This window comes from Neoalteromonas flava (genome assembly GCF_002807685.1).
Taxonomy (GTDB): domain Bacteria; phylum Pseudomonadota; class Gammaproteobacteria; order Enterobacterales; family Alteromonadaceae; genus Alteromonas_E; species Alteromonas_E flava.
This window is the reverse complement of sequence record NZ_PEAX01000003.1, coordinates 196,105-214,300: the sequence shown is the minus strand read 5'-3', so window position 1 is coordinate 214,300 and position 18,196 is coordinate 196,105. Positions and strand designations below refer to the sequence as shown.

General features: G+C 46.7%; 14 protein-coding genes and 1 pseudogene. 5 read left to right on the top strand and 10 right to left on the bottom strand.

What is annotated here, in order from left to right:
* Positions 1-4 precede the first annotated feature (4 nt).
* Positions 5-1,159 carry an NAD(P) transhydrogenase subunit alpha gene (locus CSH92_RS07015; RefSeq protein WP_100656913.1) on the bottom strand — a complete coding sequence of 385 codons (1,155 nt, stop codon included), beginning with the start codon at positions 1,157-1,159 and terminating at the stop codon, positions 5-7.
* 325 nt (positions 1,160-1,484) lie between these two features.
* Between CSH92_RS07015 and CSH92_RS07010 the strand changes: the two genes are divergently transcribed.
* The 5 genes and pseudogenes from CSH92_RS07010 to moeA all read left to right on the top strand — a co-directional run bounded on the left by CSH92_RS07010 (position 1,485) and on the right by moeA (position 6,951).
* Positions 1,485-3,023, top strand: coding sequence for a S10 family peptidase (locus tag CSH92_RS07010; protein ID WP_240612754.1), 1,539 nt, complete (start codon positions 1,485-1,487; stop codon positions 3,021-3,023).
* Positions 3,024-3,048: 25 nt separating this feature from the next.
* The gene (locus CSH92_RS07005; RefSeq protein ID WP_100656912.1) at positions 3,049-3,933 is read left to right on the top strand and encodes a glycoside hydrolase family 17 protein; all 885 of its coding nucleotides are present in this window, start codon (positions 3,049-3,051) and stop codon (positions 3,931-3,933) included.
* Positions 3,927-4,901: a glycoside hydrolase family 17 protein gene (locus CSH92_RS07000; RefSeq protein ID WP_205662135.1), complete on the top strand. Its 975-nt coding sequence runs from the start codon at positions 3,927-3,929 to the stop codon at positions 4,899-4,901. Before CSH92_RS07005 ends, CSH92_RS07000 begins: the two co-directional genes overlap by 7 nt.
* A gap of 46 nt (positions 4,902-4,947) precedes the next feature.
* Positions 4,948-5,703: pseudogene (locus CSH92_RS06995) on the top strand (SDR family NAD(P)-dependent oxidoreductase).
* 15 nt (positions 5,704-5,718) lie between these two features.
* A complete protein-coding gene (gene moeA, locus CSH92_RS06990; RefSeq protein ID WP_100656911.1) occupies positions 5,719-6,951 on the top strand; it encodes a molybdopterin molybdotransferase MoeA in 1,233 nt (410 codons plus the stop codon).
* Here moeA and mobA read toward each other — a convergent pair.
* From mobA to CSH92_RS06945, 9 genes are read right to left on the bottom strand one after another with little or no spacing between them, the layout of a single operon-like run.
* On the bottom strand, positions 6,943-7,515 hold the full coding sequence (mobA, locus tag CSH92_RS06985; RefSeq protein ID WP_100656910.1) for a molybdenum cofactor guanylyltransferase: 573 nt from the start codon (positions 7,513-7,515) through the stop codon (positions 6,943-6,945). The two genes, moeA and mobA, sit on opposite strands and share 9 nt — an antisense overlap.
* A gap of 1 nt (position 7,516) precedes the next feature.
* Positions 7,517-8,488, bottom strand: coding sequence for a GTP 3',8-cyclase MoaA (gene moaA, locus CSH92_RS06980; RefSeq protein ID WP_100656909.1), 972 nt, complete (start codon positions 8,486-8,488; stop codon positions 7,517-7,519).
* Positions 8,489-8,491: 3 nt separating this feature from the next.
* Complete coding sequence (locus tag CSH92_RS06975; protein WP_100656908.1) at positions 8,492-9,541, bottom strand: glycosyl transferase family protein; 1,050 nt, start codon at positions 9,539-9,541, stop codon at positions 8,492-8,494.
* Positions 9,538-10,401, bottom strand: coding sequence for a uroporphyrinogen-III C-methyltransferase (gene cobA, locus CSH92_RS06970; protein WP_100656907.1), 864 nt, complete (start codon positions 10,399-10,401; stop codon positions 9,538-9,540). The genes CSH92_RS06975 and cobA overlap by 4 nt, the downstream gene beginning before the upstream one ends.
* A 17-nt stretch (positions 10,402-10,418) precedes the next feature.
* On the bottom strand, positions 10,419-13,139 hold the full coding sequence (locus tag CSH92_RS06965; RefSeq protein ID WP_100656906.1) for a nitrate reductase: 2,721 nt from the start codon (positions 13,137-13,139) through the stop codon (positions 10,419-10,421).
* A gap of 49 nt (positions 13,140-13,188) precedes the next feature.
* Complete coding sequence (nirD, locus tag CSH92_RS06960) at positions 13,189-13,545, bottom strand: nitrite reductase small subunit NirD (RefSeq protein ID WP_205662134.1); 357 nt, start codon at positions 13,543-13,545, stop codon at positions 13,189-13,191.
* Positions 13,546-13,548: 3 nt separating this feature from the next.
* Positions 13,549-16,083 (bottom strand): nitrite reductase large subunit NirB, encoded by a 2,535-nt coding sequence (gene nirB / locus CSH92_RS06955; protein WP_276307860.1) that lies wholly within the window; start codon positions 16,081-16,083, stop codon positions 13,549-13,551.
* Positions 16,084-16,123: 40 nt separating this feature from the next.
* Positions 16,124-17,299: an alginate export family protein gene (locus CSH92_RS06950; protein WP_100656905.1), complete on the bottom strand. Its 1,176-nt coding sequence runs from the start codon at positions 17,297-17,299 to the stop codon at positions 16,124-16,126.
* A 35-nt stretch (positions 17,300-17,334) separates the two neighbouring features.
* Positions 17,335-18,180, bottom strand: a complete 846-nt coding sequence (locus CSH92_RS06945; RefSeq protein WP_100656904.1) for an ABC transporter ATP-binding protein — start codon at positions 18,178-18,180, stop codon at positions 17,335-17,337.
* Between the last annotated feature and the right edge of the window lie 16 nt (positions 18,181-18,196).

Sequence of the window (18,196 nt, the reverse complement as noted above, 5' to 3'; positions counted from 1 at the left end):
TGATTTACTCCGAATACGCCTTGGTTAACATGTCATTGCAAATAGCACCTGCATGGGTAACCACACAGCCGCGGATAATTTCATCCTCGAAATTAATCTCTAGATTTTTGCTATCTGCGTTAAAGAACTCGTCAATAAGATTGAGCAAATTGTTTGCGTACATATCAGTCGCTGCTTTGGCTACCTGCTGCGCCCAATCGCCGTTACCGATAATTTTCACCCCCTGTTGAATGACTGTCTCACCAGTAACCGATCCTTCAACGTTGCCACCCGATTGCGCAGCCATATCGACAATAATGCTGCCGGGGCGCATTTGCTTGACAACATCAGCACTGATCAAACGCGGCGGACGGCGCCCAAACAGTTGCGCAGTGGTGATCACGATATCAGCGTCAATAATTGCTGCCTTTTGTCCATCGGCTTGACGCTGTTTTTGCTCTTCCGTTAGTTCATTGGCGTAGCCGTCTTTGGTCTGACCGGATTCACCAATGTCGATCTTGAGAAACTTTGCGCCGAGTGACTCAACCTGCTCAGCAACTACATCGCGCGTATCGTAGGCCAACACGCTGGCTCCCATGCGACGCGCGGTAGCAATCGCCTGTAGGCCCGCAACGCCGGCACCAATGATAAATACCTTGGCAGGTTTAATAGTGCCCGATGGAGTCATCATCATGGGCAGGATAGACGCATATTGATTAGCCGCTTGTAGCATCATGACATAACCAGCCAGACTTGCTTGCGAGCTCAGTGCGTCCATTTTCTGCGCGCGTGACGAGCGCGGGATCATTTCAACCGATATAGCTGTTAAACCACGCGTAGCGATAGCTTTGACCAGCGGTTCTTGGAAAAAGGGATCTAGGTGCCCTATGACGATGCAATTTTGCGGTACCAATGCAATTGCGTTGGTGGTTGGCGGGTTCACGGTAAGAAACACATCGGCAGTACTCAGTGCGCGTCCTGGATTAGTAAAAACCTCTGCACCAGCAGCGAGGTAGTCCTCATCCACATACCCAGCCTTTTCTCCCGAACCGGCTTGCAAACTCACCTCAATTCCAAGGCGAATGAGTGCTTTCACACTTACCGGTGTGATAGCACAGCGCTTATCAACTTTGTCGAACCACTCACACTCAATAGATTCATTTAATACGATAAGATTCATGTGCCTCCGCGTACATATCACTCATTTTTATTGTTGCTTTAGCACAACACAGTGGTCGTACCACTGCACATTCTTTCAACAAATAATGAAGATACGTTCTTCCTATAAAGCGGTTAACTCACTGAAACCAATACCATTAATAAGCAACAAGGTAACGCCTTAAAATCAGGGAATGCAGAAGCTTTACTGAGCTAAGAGGCTAAATTGTGTGCTTAAGCAAAGTGAAATGAGATAACTTGGTAACTTAGTGCGGTTCAACGGGAAACTCCATGGTAAAGACATGTGGTAACCTAAGTTAACTCCAAGATCGATCAGAGCCATATCCATGACACGTGTCACATTATCTCTTGCTAAGCTTATCAGCCTAGTTGGGCTTATTATGCTCGTTTTGCAACTATCTGCTACCGTTCAAGCACAGGAAGATTCGGTGCAAACTACAGCGAACGCGGTCCCCTCGGCTCAACGGTTTGAAACTGAACATAAAGGCAAATTTAACGGGCGTTCGTTAACCTACATTGCTTCAGCTGGCGAAACTTATGTGCGCGACAAAGATGAACAGCCTACTGCGAGTATTTTTTCGTTCGACTATATCGTGCCAAGTAAATCACCGCGGCCAGTCACTTTTATCTGGAACGGCGGCCCTGGCTCCTCATCAACATGGTTGCATATGGGTGGTTATGGGCCTAAACGTATTGTAGTTCCAAGTGATGCTCAGCATCCTGGAAATGCTCCGTATACCATTGAAGATGCGCCTGAAACCATTCTTGATGTTACTGACATGGTCTTTGTTGATCCGGTCGGCACGGGATTTTCACGAGCCATCGGTGATGCTAAAGGTGAAGATTTTTGGGGGCTCACGCAAGACGCAAATTCTATTGCTGCTTTTATTGCTCAGTGGCTAACCGATAACAACCGCTGGAACTCCCCCATCTTTCTACTCGGCGAAAGCTTCGGCACGACACGTGCGGCGGCTGTGTCCAATGTATTACTGGACCAACATGTCATTAATGTGAATGGGATTATTTTTGTCTCACAAGCCTTGGATTATCAGGGCTCTACACCCTATGTTGACGACAATATCATTTCCTACATTACCTATATCCCTACGTTAGCAGCTACTGCGTGGTATCACGGTAAAATTGAAAAACAAGGTCGCTTTGAAGACTTCATTCAGCAGAGTCGCGAGTTTGCCGTGCAACGCTTATTACCCGCACTTTTTCAAGGCAATCTATTGGATCCGGCCCAGCGCACTGCTTTGCTCAAGGAAATGCAATCTTTCACTGGACTCAGTGAGCGCTACCTCGACCAGGTCGATTTGCGAGTTAATGCTCACCGCTTCGCCAAAGAATTACTGCGCGAGCAAGGTGTCGCAGTTGGACTGCTTGACAGTCGCTACCAAAAAGATGAACGCGATGATGTGACAGCAGGGCCTCAAGGTGACGCTAGCGATGCTATATCTCCTGCCTACAAAGCTGCGCAAATGCACTACATGCGCAATGATTTAAACATTGACTGGCAACGTAAATACCTTAATCCCAGCGATCCGGATTTATCTGCCAAATGGCGTTGGAGCCCTCGCCCTGATGGTGAATCTTGGGAACCGCATTACGTCAATACTGCCCACGATCTTGCATCAGTGCTGCGCAGCAACCCACAGCTTCGCGTGTTAGTTGCTTCTGGTTACTACGACTTAGTGACACCATTTTTTGATGCTGAATATACCCTAAACCGACATGGCATTGCAGCGGATAGAATAGATTACCGCTACTACCATGGCGGGCACATGATGTATGTGCACGAACCCGCTCGCCAAGCGTTACTAAAAGACTCACGAGAATTTATTCAACAACAGTTAGCGCAATAGCTGACGTTTTTTGAGGACCGCTTTAATGTCTCGACTTAAAAATCTATACACCCGCCGCTATGCGCAGCATGCAGAGCTATCCGTTGCCGATAAACGCAATGCTATCGATACGATCATGACTCAAGGGCTACATGGGATCTGCTTTAGTCCATACATCGAAGGGCAAGGCCCAGGCTCAGCGTTAAGTAAAGAACAGATCACCGAACGCTTGGCTGTGCTGCAGCCTCACACGCAATGGATCCGCACGTTCTCGTGTACAGAAGGCAACGAACAAATCCCGGCTATCGCTAAATCAATGGGCTTTAAAACCCTAGTGGGCGTCTGGCTTGATGAGGATCTCGAGGCTAACGAGCGAGAAATAATCAATGCTATTGAGCTAATGCAGCAAGGGCATGTTGATCTTCTCGCGGTAGGAAACGAAGTGATGTTGCGCGAGGAAATGTCTGAAAGTGAATTGGTAACCTATATCGAAAAAGCGAAACAGGCAGCCAATGGGATCCCGGTAGGTTACGTTGACGCGTATTACCTGTTTGAACAAAATCGTGCCGTTGCTGACGCATGTGATGTCATCTTTGCGAACTGCTACCCCTTTTGGGAAGGTTATTCGATTGATCATGCCCTCGTTTACATGAAGGACATGTATTACCGCGCCAAAGCTGTGGCTGGAGACAAACCTGTGGTCATTAGTGAAACCGGCTGGCCAAATAAAGGCAGTCTAGAAGGTGATGCATTACCTTCTGAAGACAATGCCATGCGTTATTTCATTGATGCCGTGCGCTGGACGCAACAGTGCGAAATACCGCTATTTTATTTTTCTTCGTTTGATGAAGCATGGAAAGTCGACGCGGAAGGTGATGTAGGCGCCTATTGGGGCCTTTGGGATAAAGATGGAGTACCGAAATTTTGGTAAATACAAACGTTGCGACCCAACGCAGCAAACTTGAAGAATTAGGCATCGCCTACCACAACGCTATTTGTTATTCGGGCTATCGCAGCGGACAGAATCCAAGCCTAGGGATATTCCCTAGTTACACTGAAATACTGCAAGACTTGCAGATATTGCGGGGTCAATGGAGCTATCTGCGCCTTTACGATGCTGGACCTCACGCACATACCGTCCTTGAAGTCATTCGCCGTGAACAGTTACCGTTTAAAGTCCTGCTCGGCATGGATTTGGCGGCAGAACAGGTGAACCCAAATTGCCCTTGGCAACCTACCTACCCTGAACATGAGCTTGAGCGTAATCGCCAGCATAACGATGAAGAATTACAGCGCGTTTTGCGATTAGCCAGAGATTATACTGATGTTGCAATGGGTATCTCCATTGGTAACGAAGCTAGCGTAGATTGGACCGATCATAAGGTTGACACTGCTCGCCTTATCCACTTTGCTCAACAGTTAAAAGCTCAAGTGGATTTGCCCGTAACCTTCTGTGAGAACTATGTGCCTTGGGCGCGCGGCGATCTCGACGGCCTCGCTGAATGCTTGGATATGCTGGCGCTACATAGCTATCCATTGTGGGAATCGCAATCGATTGAGCATGCTATGCATTTTACTGAACAGAATTACTTTGATGTTGCCGATCGTTTTCCGCATAAGCCCGTCATTATTACCGAAGCTGGCTGGACTACAAACGCTAACGGCCATGCATTTCCAGCGCATTTTGCCAATGAGGCATGGCAAGCAGAATATTGCCAGGCGTTACTCAATTGGAGCCAAGCCAATGGGGTATTAACCTTCTTGTTTGAAGCATTTGATGAAGACTGGAAAGGCTCGGATGACCCCTCTGAACCTGAGAAACATTGGGGTATCTACCGGATCAACAGACAAGCAAAACCGGTAGTGGAGGCACTACAAAAGTCGTCTAACACGCGGTAAGCTAAGCAACCTTTAAAACCCCAAAACTAAAACAGGGCTGCCGCATATGGCCAAATGTATTACTGTAGTCACTGGTGGTAGTACAGGTATTGAATTAGCAATTGTTAAACAACAAGTTGCAGCCGGAGCAATGGATTTCAACCTCTACATTCAAGACTTTGCGGAGCCTGTAGCGAACGCTACTTGTCTCCCTTGCGGTGTTTCCCAAGTAGCTGCTGTTGAAGCGACGATTGCAAAATGTGTTGAACACCAGGGGCAAATCGATCGTTTAGTCTGTAATTCCGGGCTCCACTTATCGGAGACTCTCGAAGACACTTCAGAAGAGTCACTTGACCGCATTATTGCCATTAACGTAAAGGGTGCGTATACAGCGTTAAAAGCAACGCTTCCAGTTATGCGTTAGCAAGGTAGAGGTGCCATCTTTCTCATGGGACCAGAGCAAGCGTTTGTGGGTAAACGGAATTTTTTTGCGTATAAGCTGACAAAATCTGCGTTGGCTTCGATTGCGAAGACCACTGCGTTGGATTATGCGCAGTATGGCATTCGCGTCAATGCGGTGTGTTCTGGTATTATTGAAACCCCGTTATTTCACTAAGCGATAGATAATTATCTAGCTCAATCGGTGCGCAGCGCAGCCGAGGTATTGCAGGAAGAGGCACAATTGCAGCCATTGGGCGTGATTGGTCAATCGGAGGATGTAGCTGAGCTCACCGGTCTCTTGCTCAGTGACAAAGCCAAGTTTATCTCGGGCAGCTGCCATGCAATTGATGGCGGCTACACCGCACAATTATCAAATAGCTAAACATGAGAATCGTGAATGCAACACTGTGATACTGCAAATGGTTTAATGCCTTTCAATGAGGCTAAAAAAGCGTTATTGGCAACCATTACGACTTGCACAAAAACCGAAGAAATTGAGCTTACCCTAGCCTTAGGTCGCATTGTTGCGATACCGGTGAAATCTAAAATAAACGTGCCATCTACTGACAATGCAGCCATGGACGGCTATGCCATATGTGATCCTAGCTTAACACTAACAACATTTACTTTAGTGGGAAGGATTCAGGCCGGCGAGTGCAGCCCACGTGAATTGCAGCCTGGCGAGTGCATACGTATCATGACGGGCGCGCCCGTGCCAATTGGAACAACTGCGGTAGAAATGCAGGAAAATGCAAAGCTCGAGGAAAATTCCGTATATATCCAGTATCCACCTAAAAGTCTCAGCAATATTCGCAAAGAAGGAGAAGACATTCAATGCGGTCAAACCATTTTGAACGCCGGGGAACGTTTAAAAACGGTAGATATTGGATTGTTGGCCTCTCTTGGGATCGCAATCGTAACTGTTTATAAAAAACCTTCTATCGCGATCCTCTCAACTGGTGACGAGCTTGTTCAACCTGGCGATGTCCTGAGTCCAGGACAAATATATGATAGTAATCGCTATACCCTCATTGCCATGTTGCAACGTTTACCCGTTGACGTATTGGATCTCGGTCACGTAAATGATAATCCGTTATCTCTAGAAGCTGCGTTTTTACAAGCCAGTGAGAAAGCCGATGTCATTCTTACATCAGGAGGAGTGTCTGTAGGTGATGCAGACTATACAACATCAGTATTGGACGAAATAGGCTCAATTCACTTTGCCAAAATTGCAATGAAACCTGGTAAACCCTTTGCGTTTGGTCAAATAGCAGCTCGTCACTTTTTTGGTTTACCGGGAAATCCTGTATCTGCTGCGGTTACCTTTCATCAGCTCGTCGTGCCAGCGTTAAAAAAATTGTGCGGTGATACAACCACTGAGGCCTTGCCATTCAAAGCTAGGCTTACTAAAAGTATTCGCAAGCGTCCTGGTCGCTTAGATTTTCAGCGAGCTCAAACAAGTCTAGGTGCGCACGGGCAGCTGCTTGTCACGCCGTTGTCTCACCAAGGTTCAGGTGTGTTGTCCTCATTGAGTAAGGCGAATTGTTACATCCTCGTACCTAGCGACAGCACCGGCTATACCGCAGATGAGGAAGTCACAATTCAACTATTCGACGATATTTTACGATAACTGTGATGCAGTCATGATCCGCTGCACTTGCTGCCATTCAGCGGGTGTATTGACATTCGCAAAATATGTCTGTTCAGTGACTGGTAAATGATGGCATTCATGAAGCGCTAAAAACTTCCCTAGCGAGACATTGTCGCCAGCACTTAACTGTTGCGTCAGGGTATCTCGGATGAGGTTAGTATTTGGCACAAACAGCGGCAGTTTATAACCTTTATACAATGAGATCTTATGGGTTTTAAGGCCTTGCTGGCACAACCTTTTTACTAGTTTTACAGTAAGCAGAGGCATATCAATAGGTAAAACTAAAATCCCATGCTGACTGCAGCTAAGCCCACTTTGAATGCCGCTCAACGGTCCCATACCGGGGTATTGATCCGGGATCCCTCCGGCGACTCCAGCACGTCCAGCGATAATTACCCGATGTGCGCCCACAGCGAGTGCTAAAGCGCGCTGACGAGACAAAAAGCTTTCGCCATTGACTACCAGAGAGGCTTTATCTTGTTGCATTCGTGATGATTCACCTCCAGCTAAAATGACAGCGTCAAAATTCGCAGAAAATGACATTCTAGCCACCAATCTGAGCGAGGTTTAACGTCGCACCGGTCTGGTGTGCTGATAATTGGTGTGCCGATACTTTGTCTTGCATAGCCGCCAGGATATACAGTTTGGTTTGCTCCACGTCTTCGGCCTGCAATGCATTGCGTAAGTCAATCCCGGCATCCGCAAATAGGCACATCTGCAATTGCCCCATAGAAGACACACGTAACCGATTACAATTCTGACAAAAATCCTTACTGTATGGCATGATTAAGCCAACACGCCCTGCGTAATCGGGGTGATAAAACTCTTGTGCAGGGCCAGACAACGGCCCTGCCAAAACGCGCTGCCAACCTTTATCAAGCAATTGCTGTTTGACTTGTTGACCGGAGCAATGATTTGCGGAAAAGAACTCAGAGTTATTGCCAGTTTCCATTAATTCAATAAAGCGATAAGTCAATCTGCGGTTTCTGAGCCATTCTAACGTATGCTCAAACTGAGCTGTGTTAAACTGCTTGAGTAACACTGCATTTAGTTTTACCTGTTGTAGCTCGGACGCCGACGCGCGTTCTATCCCCAGCATCACTTGCTCAAACTTTTGATAGCCAGTAATGGCGATAAAACTTTCAGGATTCAAACTGTCTATGCTGATGTTAACCGATTGCAATCCTGCGGCAACGTAATCGTCAATGTGACGTGCCAAACGATAGCCATTGGTTGTCATGGCGACATGTTCTATACCTGGCGTGTTCCGGCACAAGGCAATAATCTCAGTAAGGTCACGTCGTAGCGTCGGTTCACCGCCTGTTAGGCGAATCTTTTTCATACCCAACTGCGCGAATGCATAAAGCAGAGTTTGAATTTCTCGCAAAGTTAAAAATTGTTTTGGCGCATCACACTGATAACCATTGGGTAGACAGTAATTACATTTAAAATTGCAGACATCGGTAATAGACAAACGCAAATACCGAAAGTGGCGCCCTAAGTTGTCTTTTAACATTGGTTAATTCACCCTGTAACCTGGCCATTGCCTATCTCGATTGAGCCAAATTTCGCTCGCCAATGCAATCGCTGCTTCAGCCGTTAACGACTCCAGTAAACATAACATAGTCGCCAATGTACCCACCACCGCTTGTTGTCCATATAGATTGTCCGCATTGCCACACCAGCAACTTATCATTGTACTAACGTCCAGTGACTTTGGTTTTACTTGCCAGCTTTCTAGGAGCGCAGGGAAATGCAATTGTTGGATCTGACCCTGATTATGTATATGCAGTGTAAATGGTCGTTCAGGATTAACTTCAACTTCGCCGCCATCGCCACGAAAGCACGCCACATTATCGTTATTTAACCGCTTGGCAACTGAGATGTGACGTTCGTCAAAATGCTTATGGTAGACCCCTTGTAAATTTACCCTAGCAGAAGATGGATTGAGCATCCGAGCCAATGAATTCATACACGAACGTAGGCCAAATAGTTCTCGCAGTTGAATGTGGTGATGCATTTGCTCGTGAACGTCTGCCAAATTCATATAACAGAAGCCATTTAATTCCATCAATTCCCTTGCGTGCTGCGCAGAATTGGCCACATGCCAACCAAATCTTCGCCAAACATTGTCGAGATACAACCGGCCAGAGCCGGGTTCTTGTGTGCCGTGCATAAATACCCGATAACCGCGCTTAACAAGTAGCAGTGCTGCCAAAATATGCCAAGGTAAATGCCGTCGCTTCCCTGCGTACAAACCAATATCAATATCGGCCTGCGGTAAACTAGCTTCGGCATTCGTCACATTTGGCAAAGTTTGGCGACAGGCACTAAGAAAACCGGCCAGTTCTTCCACAGATTCCTCACGCATCCGCAGCAACATTAAAAAAGCCCCTTGCTGCTCAGGCAAAACTCGCTGCGTGAGTAGTAATGTCATCGCTCGCTCAGCTTGAGAGAAAGTTAAATACTCACCCGCTTTTTTACCGCGACCAATTAGCTTAATGAAGCCTGCAAACTCAGCATATGCAGACTCAAACTCTGCATCTTTTTGCAATAGTCGGACGCTCATGTCAGGGCCATATCAAAAGATAGTAACCCAAGCTCAACTGGCTCGCGTTTATTCACTACTTCTCCAACGATAATTAGCGCTGGTCCATTAAACGTTACCAAATCCGTTTGCGCAGTCAGTGAGTCTAATGTTTTGCAGCATATCCGTTGTTGTATCAACGTCCCTTGGTCAACTACCGCTATCGGTGTTGAACCTGGCATACCGTGTAACTGGAGCTGTTCAGTAATATGAGTTATTCGATTTAAGCCCATATAAAACACAAGCGTATCGTCTGTTTTTGCCAGCTCTTGCCAATTGATTTCTGCTTGAGGATCTTGTTTGTGCGCTGTAACGAAGCGAACTGCATGGGCGCAATCACGGTGTGTTAAGGGGATACCTGCATACGCGGCACAGCCGCTGGCTGCGGTTACGCCAGGAATGATTGCAAAAGGAATATCATGCTGCCGCAGCATGAGCGTTTCTTCAGCAATGCGACCGAAAATACTGGGGTCTCCTCCTTTTAGTCTAACGACAGTTTTACCTAATAAAGCCTGCTGAACCATCAAACTGCAAATTTCAGCTTGAGTCATACTGTGACGACCACACTTTTTCCCCACAAATATTCGTTGCGCACAAGCAGGAAAGTACTCGTAGATTGCCGAGTCAACCAGCCAATCAACCATAATAATGTCGGCGTGCTGAAGAGTACGATAAGCTTTCAGCGTCAGCAGTTCGGCGTCTCCTGATCCTGCCCCAATTAAATAAACCTTGCCATAACTAGATGCTTTAACAGGTTCCAGAGCCAAGCGGTTGCTTTTATAAAATCCTTTGTTCCGTCCAAAAACATCTCGGAGAAAGGGCATTTTTAAGCTATTAAACATTGGGGACTCCTCCAAGACTATAGCGTTTCTAATTGCACAACTGGGATGACTTCAGCTTGCACATATTCGCCTGAAGCATCCTGATGACGCTTTACAAGTTGCGACAACTCACTCTTACAAGAGCCACAGTTAGTGCCACATTGCAATTGTTCTCCTAGTGCTTGCACGGAATCACAACCGCCGCGGATGGCGTCGATAATCGGCTGTTCTCGAACTTTAAAGCAACTGCACACCAACGGTCCTTGCAAAAACTCTTCAGCAGGCTGGTCGTATAACACGGCTTGCTTATCAACATCAGTCAAGCACTGTTGCGTAAACACGTAATCAAGCCATTCTTTGCTGCCCCTTGGCTGAGCATCCGCAAAAACTGCAACTAACAGCATATGACCGTCCAAAACACATTGCACGTTCATTTGGGTACCATCAAAAAAGCTTATCCATTCACCTTGGATACCACTTAGTTGTTGACACCAGCTCAATGGATCGGCGATTGGTTCAGCAAAGGCCAATTCAAGATGTGTACTTTCAGGTCCCCCAATACGCAACCAGTAGTCTGCTGTCACTGCCACTGTCTGGCGTGTGCGTAACACAGCAAACTGTTGAAAATGAACTGGTTTTAATTGAATTGGTACAAATTTACTCTCCGGCTGCCCCGATAAAGGATCAACAATCGATGAATAAAGTGCGGCAACCGATGCGTCAGAAGCCACTTGCTGACTCCAATGAATTGGCATAAAACATTCACCTTGCTTGACTTGGTCGCTAACTTGCGCGTTTGCAATCACACTGCCATACGATGAAGTGGCTCGAACAAGCTCCCCATCAACAAGCTGATATTGCTCAGCATCCGCTGGATGTACGGTAATTTGAGGCCTCTCGATATGGGTATTCAACGCTTGCGACAAACCACTACGCGTCATGGTATGCCACTGATCGCGAATACGGCCTGAGTTCATTATTAATGGATATTCGGAACAGTTTTTTTGCTGCGGCAAACACGGCAAAATAGGAATGAAGCAGGCTTTACCTGTGACTGTCGAAAAGCGATAATTTTTGAATACTTGCCCACGACGCTCTTGCCTCGATTCCACCGGCCACTGAGTGGGTTCTAAACGCAAATACTCTTCCTGAGATAGCCCTGACAAACCACCTAAATTAAGTTGTCTTTGCCCCTGGTTTTGGTAGCTTGTTAGGCGTGTCCACTCGTCAAATATAGCGGCGTTGCTGGGATAGTTAAAACCCTCGTACCCCATTTGCATTGCCACTTCACAAATAATTTGCCAATCCGGTTTTGCTTCACCGGCCAGTGGCTGCAATCCGCGTTGCCGCGAAATCAGTCGTTCAGAGTTGGTAACCGTGCCATCCTTCTCCCCCCATCCGGCAGCAGGTAACGCCACATCGGCATATTCTAACGTATCATTTTGTGCTACACAGTCAGACACGATGACTAACTCGCATTGGGCTAATGCCGCTTCAATCGCTTTGCGATTCGGTAAACTTACCACTGGATTTGTCGCCATAATCCAAACCGCTTTGATTTTACCCTGCTGCATGGCGGAAAACAGATCAACCGCCTTATACCCCGCTTGAGAAGCTATGCGAGGTGATTGCCAAAAGGTTTGCACCCACTCACGGTGTTGTGGGTTTTCAATATCCAAATGCGCAGCGAGCTGATTTGCCAGGCCTCCTACCTCGCGTCCGCCCATCGCATTCGGTTGACCGGTAATCGAAAACGGACCTGCTCCAGGCTTAAGTAACTGCCCGGTTGCTAAGTGAGCATTGATAATGGCATTACATTTATCAACCCCTGTACTTGACTGGTTGATCCCCATCGAAAAAAAGGTAAGTGCTTTCTTGGCAGCACAAAACCCGCGGTAAAAACCCAATATCTGCGCTTCTGAGATTTTGCAATAATCTGCAACACGGGCAATGTTCCACTCTTGGCAGGCGTTGAGTGCTGCACTAAACCCTTCGGTATGTTGAGCAATGAATGTTTCATCTAAATGTCCGTGTGCTGCGGCATAAGCGAGTAACCCATTGTACAAACCCGCATCAGAGCCCGCACGAATGGGCAAAAACTGGTCGGCGAGGACACAGGTCTCGGTGCGTCTAGGGTCGATTACCACAACGCGCATTGCAGGATTCAATTGCTTGGCTCGTTCCATGCGTTGATACAAAACCGGATGTGTCCACGCAGCATTAGAGCCAATCATTACTAAATAGTCGGTATGCTCCAAATCTTGATAATCGCATGGTACTACGTCTTCTCCGAATGCACGCTTATAGCCTGCAACCGCTGACGACATGCACAATCGAGAATTGGTATCGATATTGGCCGAACCAATATAGCCTTTCATCAATTTATTCGCGACATAGTAATCTTCAGTCAGTAATTGACCTGAAACATAAAATGCAACAGCATCAGATCCGTACTGCTCGATAATCCGCTTCAATTCGCTAGCTACATGGGTGGTTGCTTGCGTCCAAGATGAGCGCTGTCCTTTGATAAGCGGGTGCAATAGTCGTGACTTTAAACCTAGCGTGTCCAGCAAATGTGTTCCCTTCACGCAAAGACGCCCTTGGTTCGCCGGATGGTCTGGGCTCCCCTTTAATTCAGTCAACTTTACCTCGTCATCTTGCACCGCGACGCTCACGTCAATACCGCAGCCAACACCACAATAAGCGCAAGTGGTCTGCTTTAAACGCTTTTGCATGGTTTTCGATCCAATCTTAGCCATTGATGATATCTCTTAGCAGTTAGCTTTATTGCTGACGCATTGAGAAATGCTAAACCAGCAATTGCACGTCGTCGCCACTAATGCGGGCAGGAAAGATCGGAACATTGGCCGTCGGATCATCCAAACAAACTCCTTCGACTAGCGTAAAGCGTTGTTTGTAAAGTGGCGAAGCGACAAATAATACCCCCCCAGCTGACCCCAAGAGTCCGCGGTGCAGGACATGCGCTTTGCCAATCGGATCATAGTTACCAATGGCATAGACTTTATTCTCATCAGCCGGCACCCAAAAGAGCGCAACTTGCTGCTCTTTCTGGGTATCCTGGTGCACCAGCGCACAAACGCCGGAATTAACCACTAAATCGTCAATCTTGCACACGTTTAGCCATAGCTGTTCACTCGCGATCATAACTTAACCCTCTGTTACCAGTATCTTTTCAGACGGTTTGGCCGGACGAAGCTGACCACGTTCTTCGACGAACCGAATATTCACATCTGCTTTATCGCTATTGACGAAACTACGAAAACGCTTTAACGCCTGAGGGCTTTCGAGGGTGGTCTTCCACTCACATTGATACGTGTTAATCACTTGCGCCATTTGGCGCTCAAGTTCGGCACACAAACCGAGTTGATCGTCGATGATGACTTGTTTGAGGTAATCAAGCCCCCCCTCCAAGTTATCCATCCATACCGATGTGCGTTGTAACCGGTCAGCAGTTTTCACATAGAACATCAAAACTCGATCGATATAAGCGATTAAGGTCGCATCATCTAAATCGGTTGCGAACAAGTCTGCGTGTCGAGGCTTCATTCCGCCATTGCCGCACACATAAAGGTTCCAACCGCGTTCAGTAGCGATAACGCCAATATCCTTGCTCTGCGCCTCAGCACACTCTCGAGTACAACCTGACACGGCGAATTTGAGTTTATGTGGGGAACGTAGGCCTTTGTAACGATTTTCCAATGCTATCGCCATTCCAACGCTATCCTGCACACCGTAACGACACCAATTACTACCAACACAGGATTTGACCGTTCGCAGTGATTTACCGTAGGCATGGCCCGTCTCTAAGCCTGCAGCAATAAGCTCGCGCCATATTTCGGGTAATTGCTCTACCCTTGCCCCGAACATATCGATGCGCTGACCACCGGTTATTTTTGTGTACAGTTGATACTTTTTCGCCACTTCACCAATGGCGATCAATTTTTCCGGCGTTATTTCACCGCCCGGCACGCGCGGAACCACTGAATATGTGCCATCTTTTTGCATATTCGCTAGAAAGGTGTCATTGGTGTCCTGCAACGACACATGCTCAGACTGTAAAACGTAATCATTCCATACAGAAGCAAGAATAGACGCTACAGCCGGTTTACAAATTTCGCAACCATGGCCTTTTCCATGAGCAGTTAGCAATTCATCGAAGCTTTTAATCTCTTCGACACGCACAATGTCATATAAACCTTGGCGACTGAAAGCAAAGTGTTCACAGATGTCAGTACTGACTTCTACACCGCGGGCTTCAAGTTCATCGTCGACAACATTTTTTAATAACGCTGCACAGCCACCACAACCAGTCGCTGCCTTGGTGCAGGCTTTAACGCTAGCAACATCGCACGAACCTTGATCAATCGCTTCAATTATCGCACCCTTGGTGACGTTATGGCAGGAGCAGATTGTAGCTGTCATTGGCAGTGCATCAGCACCTAACTGCGGTTTTTCCGCAGCCATAGGCAAAATTAAAGCTTCTGGAGCATCAGGCAATACAAGGCCATTGAGCATATACTGTAACAAGGTATCATAATCTGACGTATCGCCTACCAACACAGCACCTAACATGTATTTCTTATCGCTCGACACTACCATTTTTTTATAGGTACCCAGCGCTTGATTCTCATAGGTATATGTTAATGCGCCAGGAGTTCTGCCATGCGCATCACCGATAGAACCAACATCAACGCCCATTAGTTTTAGTTTGGTACTCATATCAGCGCCAGTAAACACTTCTTCACTACCGCCGGCGGATGCAATATGACGCGCAGCCACCTTGGCCATTGTGTAACCTGGCGCCACAAGGCCAAAAATAAAGTTATTCCACAGCGCACATTCGCCGATTGCATAAATATCCGGATCAGAGGTTTGACAATAATTATTAATAACGATGCCACCACGTTCGCCAAGCGCCAAATCAAATTCACGGGCAAGATTGTCAAATGGGCGGATCCCTGCAGAGAACAAAATCAGATCCGTTTCAAGGAACTCCCCGCCTTTGAAACACATACGATAACGACAATTTAGGCCATCTTCGATTGATTCTGTAGCTTTGGAGGTATGCACCGTTACGCCTAGCTCTTCAATCTTGCTCTTAAGTAAGCGACCACCTCCTGCATCTACCTGCACAGCCATTAATTGTGGAGCGAACTCCACGACATGTGTTTCTAGACCAAGTTGTTGCAAGGCATTTGCGGCTTCTAAACCGAGTAATCCACCACCAACCACAACCCCTACTTTACTGACTGCCGCAGATGCCTGTATCGCTTCCAAATCTTCAATCGTGCGATACACCAAACTATGTTCTCTATCCTTCCCTGGGATCGGCGGAACGAAGGGATAAGAGCCAGTAGCCATAACCAATTTATCATAGCTAAAGGTCTCCCCTTCAACTGTGGTTACCTTACGCTGAGCACGGTCTATGTGAGTAACTTTGGCGTTAATTTTGAAATCGACCCCCCACTCTGTGTAGGTATCTTCGTCAGTCAAGGCAAGGTCCGCTGCACTTTTGCCCGCAAAGTATTCAGACAAATGTACTCGGTCATAAGCAAGTCGCGGCTCAGCTGACAATACCGTAATGCTCAATTTGCTCGTATTTTTTAGACTTACCAGCTGCTCCACCAATTGATGACCAACCATGCCATTACCAATAACGATCACTCGTATATTCTGTGCCACAGGATATTTCTCCTAAGTAGTTAAGTATCGCTGCAGCGAGCTAAAATGCGTAGCCAGCCCAAACCCACAATTTGTTGGTATCCACTTTACCCAAGGCTTCGTCACCAGCGGAATAACGTGCGAACTTGATACCAACGGGGTATTTATTAGCCACCTTAGTGGTATAAATCGCGTTCCATTCACTGCCTAAGTCATCTAGTAGGGCATTGGATTCGTCAGCGCTAAAGTCGTGATAGATAACTGACCATTTCCCCTCTAATGCTTTGCCTGAAAGTGCAACATACATGTCATCAAGCCCAACGCCTGGAGTGCCCAAAAACTGATCGCTCCAACCGTTGAATTTGTGTAGCGTGGCTAGCGGTGTGGAAAACGCGACAAGCCCGGCATCAGAGCCAAGCGACTCCATGCCCGCTTTAACAGTGAGCTCACCTAGCGTAAAACCAGCCTCGAGTAACAGATAGTCAGTATCAAAATCGTTAGCGCCAGCTTCGATACTTTGAGAGGCATATTCTGCGGTATAACTTAACGGTATATCCCCGATAGATTGCTGACCAACAAGACGGGCGCCCCACGTATCGATTACATTTACTGTGGGCGAGTCGACTTCTAGTAAGTACCCATACCCTGTCAATTTCCCAGCCGGGGTTTTTATGCTTGCATTCAATAAATGATCTTTTGCATCTATATCCCGTTCATCCGCGAAGATACGATTGCGCTTATCAATATAGGCATAGAAAAATTCAGCATCTGCATAAGTGTACTTGACTGAGACAGCATCAAAGGTTTGTTTATCTTGACGCCATCCAACATTGCCGACAAACCGGTGATTATCCAGATTGATGACCTGCCGCCCTAACTTAGCGGTCAGATTATCTTGTTGATACTGAACGTACGCTTGATCCAACTCGGTCGATTGTGGGTCGGCCACAACCGAATATTGAGTGCCATCACCTAAGGTATCGTTATAGTCGTCAATTAAAGCAAGGTTATTTTCAACTTCTACAAAAATCGAAAAACCATGATTCGCCTTAGTTTTAAAATTAGCGAAGGTCCGAAGAGTAAGCGCATTCGCATCGTTTAGCGCATTGTTTTGATCTACACCTTCGTAACGCAGACGAAAGTCTATGTTTGCAGAACCAAAATCAGTTTCTATTGCAGCCATTGCTGGTAAAGCGAATACCGCACTCAAACAAATTGAAGTAAATGTACGTTGCATAATAAAGTCCTAAATAAGTGTGCTGTTTGGCAAGGTTATGCCACGCTGGATGAACGCTTCACCGCAGCCTGCGATTTAGTTTTAATTGAAATTGGCTCCAACTTTCGTTGCTTTTCATACAAGAACGTTAATACTTCGGAGCGTAAATGGTTGTAATGACTATTTTCGGCAAGCTTTAGTCGATCGCGCGGGCGTGGTAAATCCACAACCAAGATCTCACCAATCGTTGCAGCAGGACCATTAGTCATCATCACAATTCGATCAGAAAGCAATACTGCCTCATCGACGTCATGGGTGATCATGATTACGGTATTGCTAAGCGTTTCCTGTATTTCCATTAGTGAGTCTTGCATATGTGCCCGGGTCAAAGCATCTAGCGCACCAAAGGGTTCATCCATTAACAAGATATCTGGCTGCATGGCCAGCGCACGGGCAATTCCAACACGTTGCTTCATCCCGCCAGAAATCTCATCAGGGCGTTTGTGCATAGCGTGTTCCATGTGCACTAACCGCAAGTTGTGTTCAATCCATTGTTGAATTTCTGCTCGTGATTTTGTTTTACCAAATACCTGTTTAACCGCCAGTTCTACATTTTGATAGGCAGTTAACCAAGGTAGCAATGAGTGATTCTGGAATACCACGGCACGCTCTGGTCCTGGCTGATTAACTTCTTTTCCGTTTAAGATAACGCCACCGTTTGAAGCTTGATACAGTCCAGCGACCACATTTAAAACCGTCGATTTTCCGCAGCCCGAGTGGCCAATCAGTGAAATAAATTCACCTTTCTTAATTTGTAAATCAACGTCTTTAAGTGCGGTAAATTCCCCCTTGGGCGTTGGGAAAACCATGTCAATGTGACTGATGTCTAAGATAATGCTCATTCTTCTCTCCTTGTTA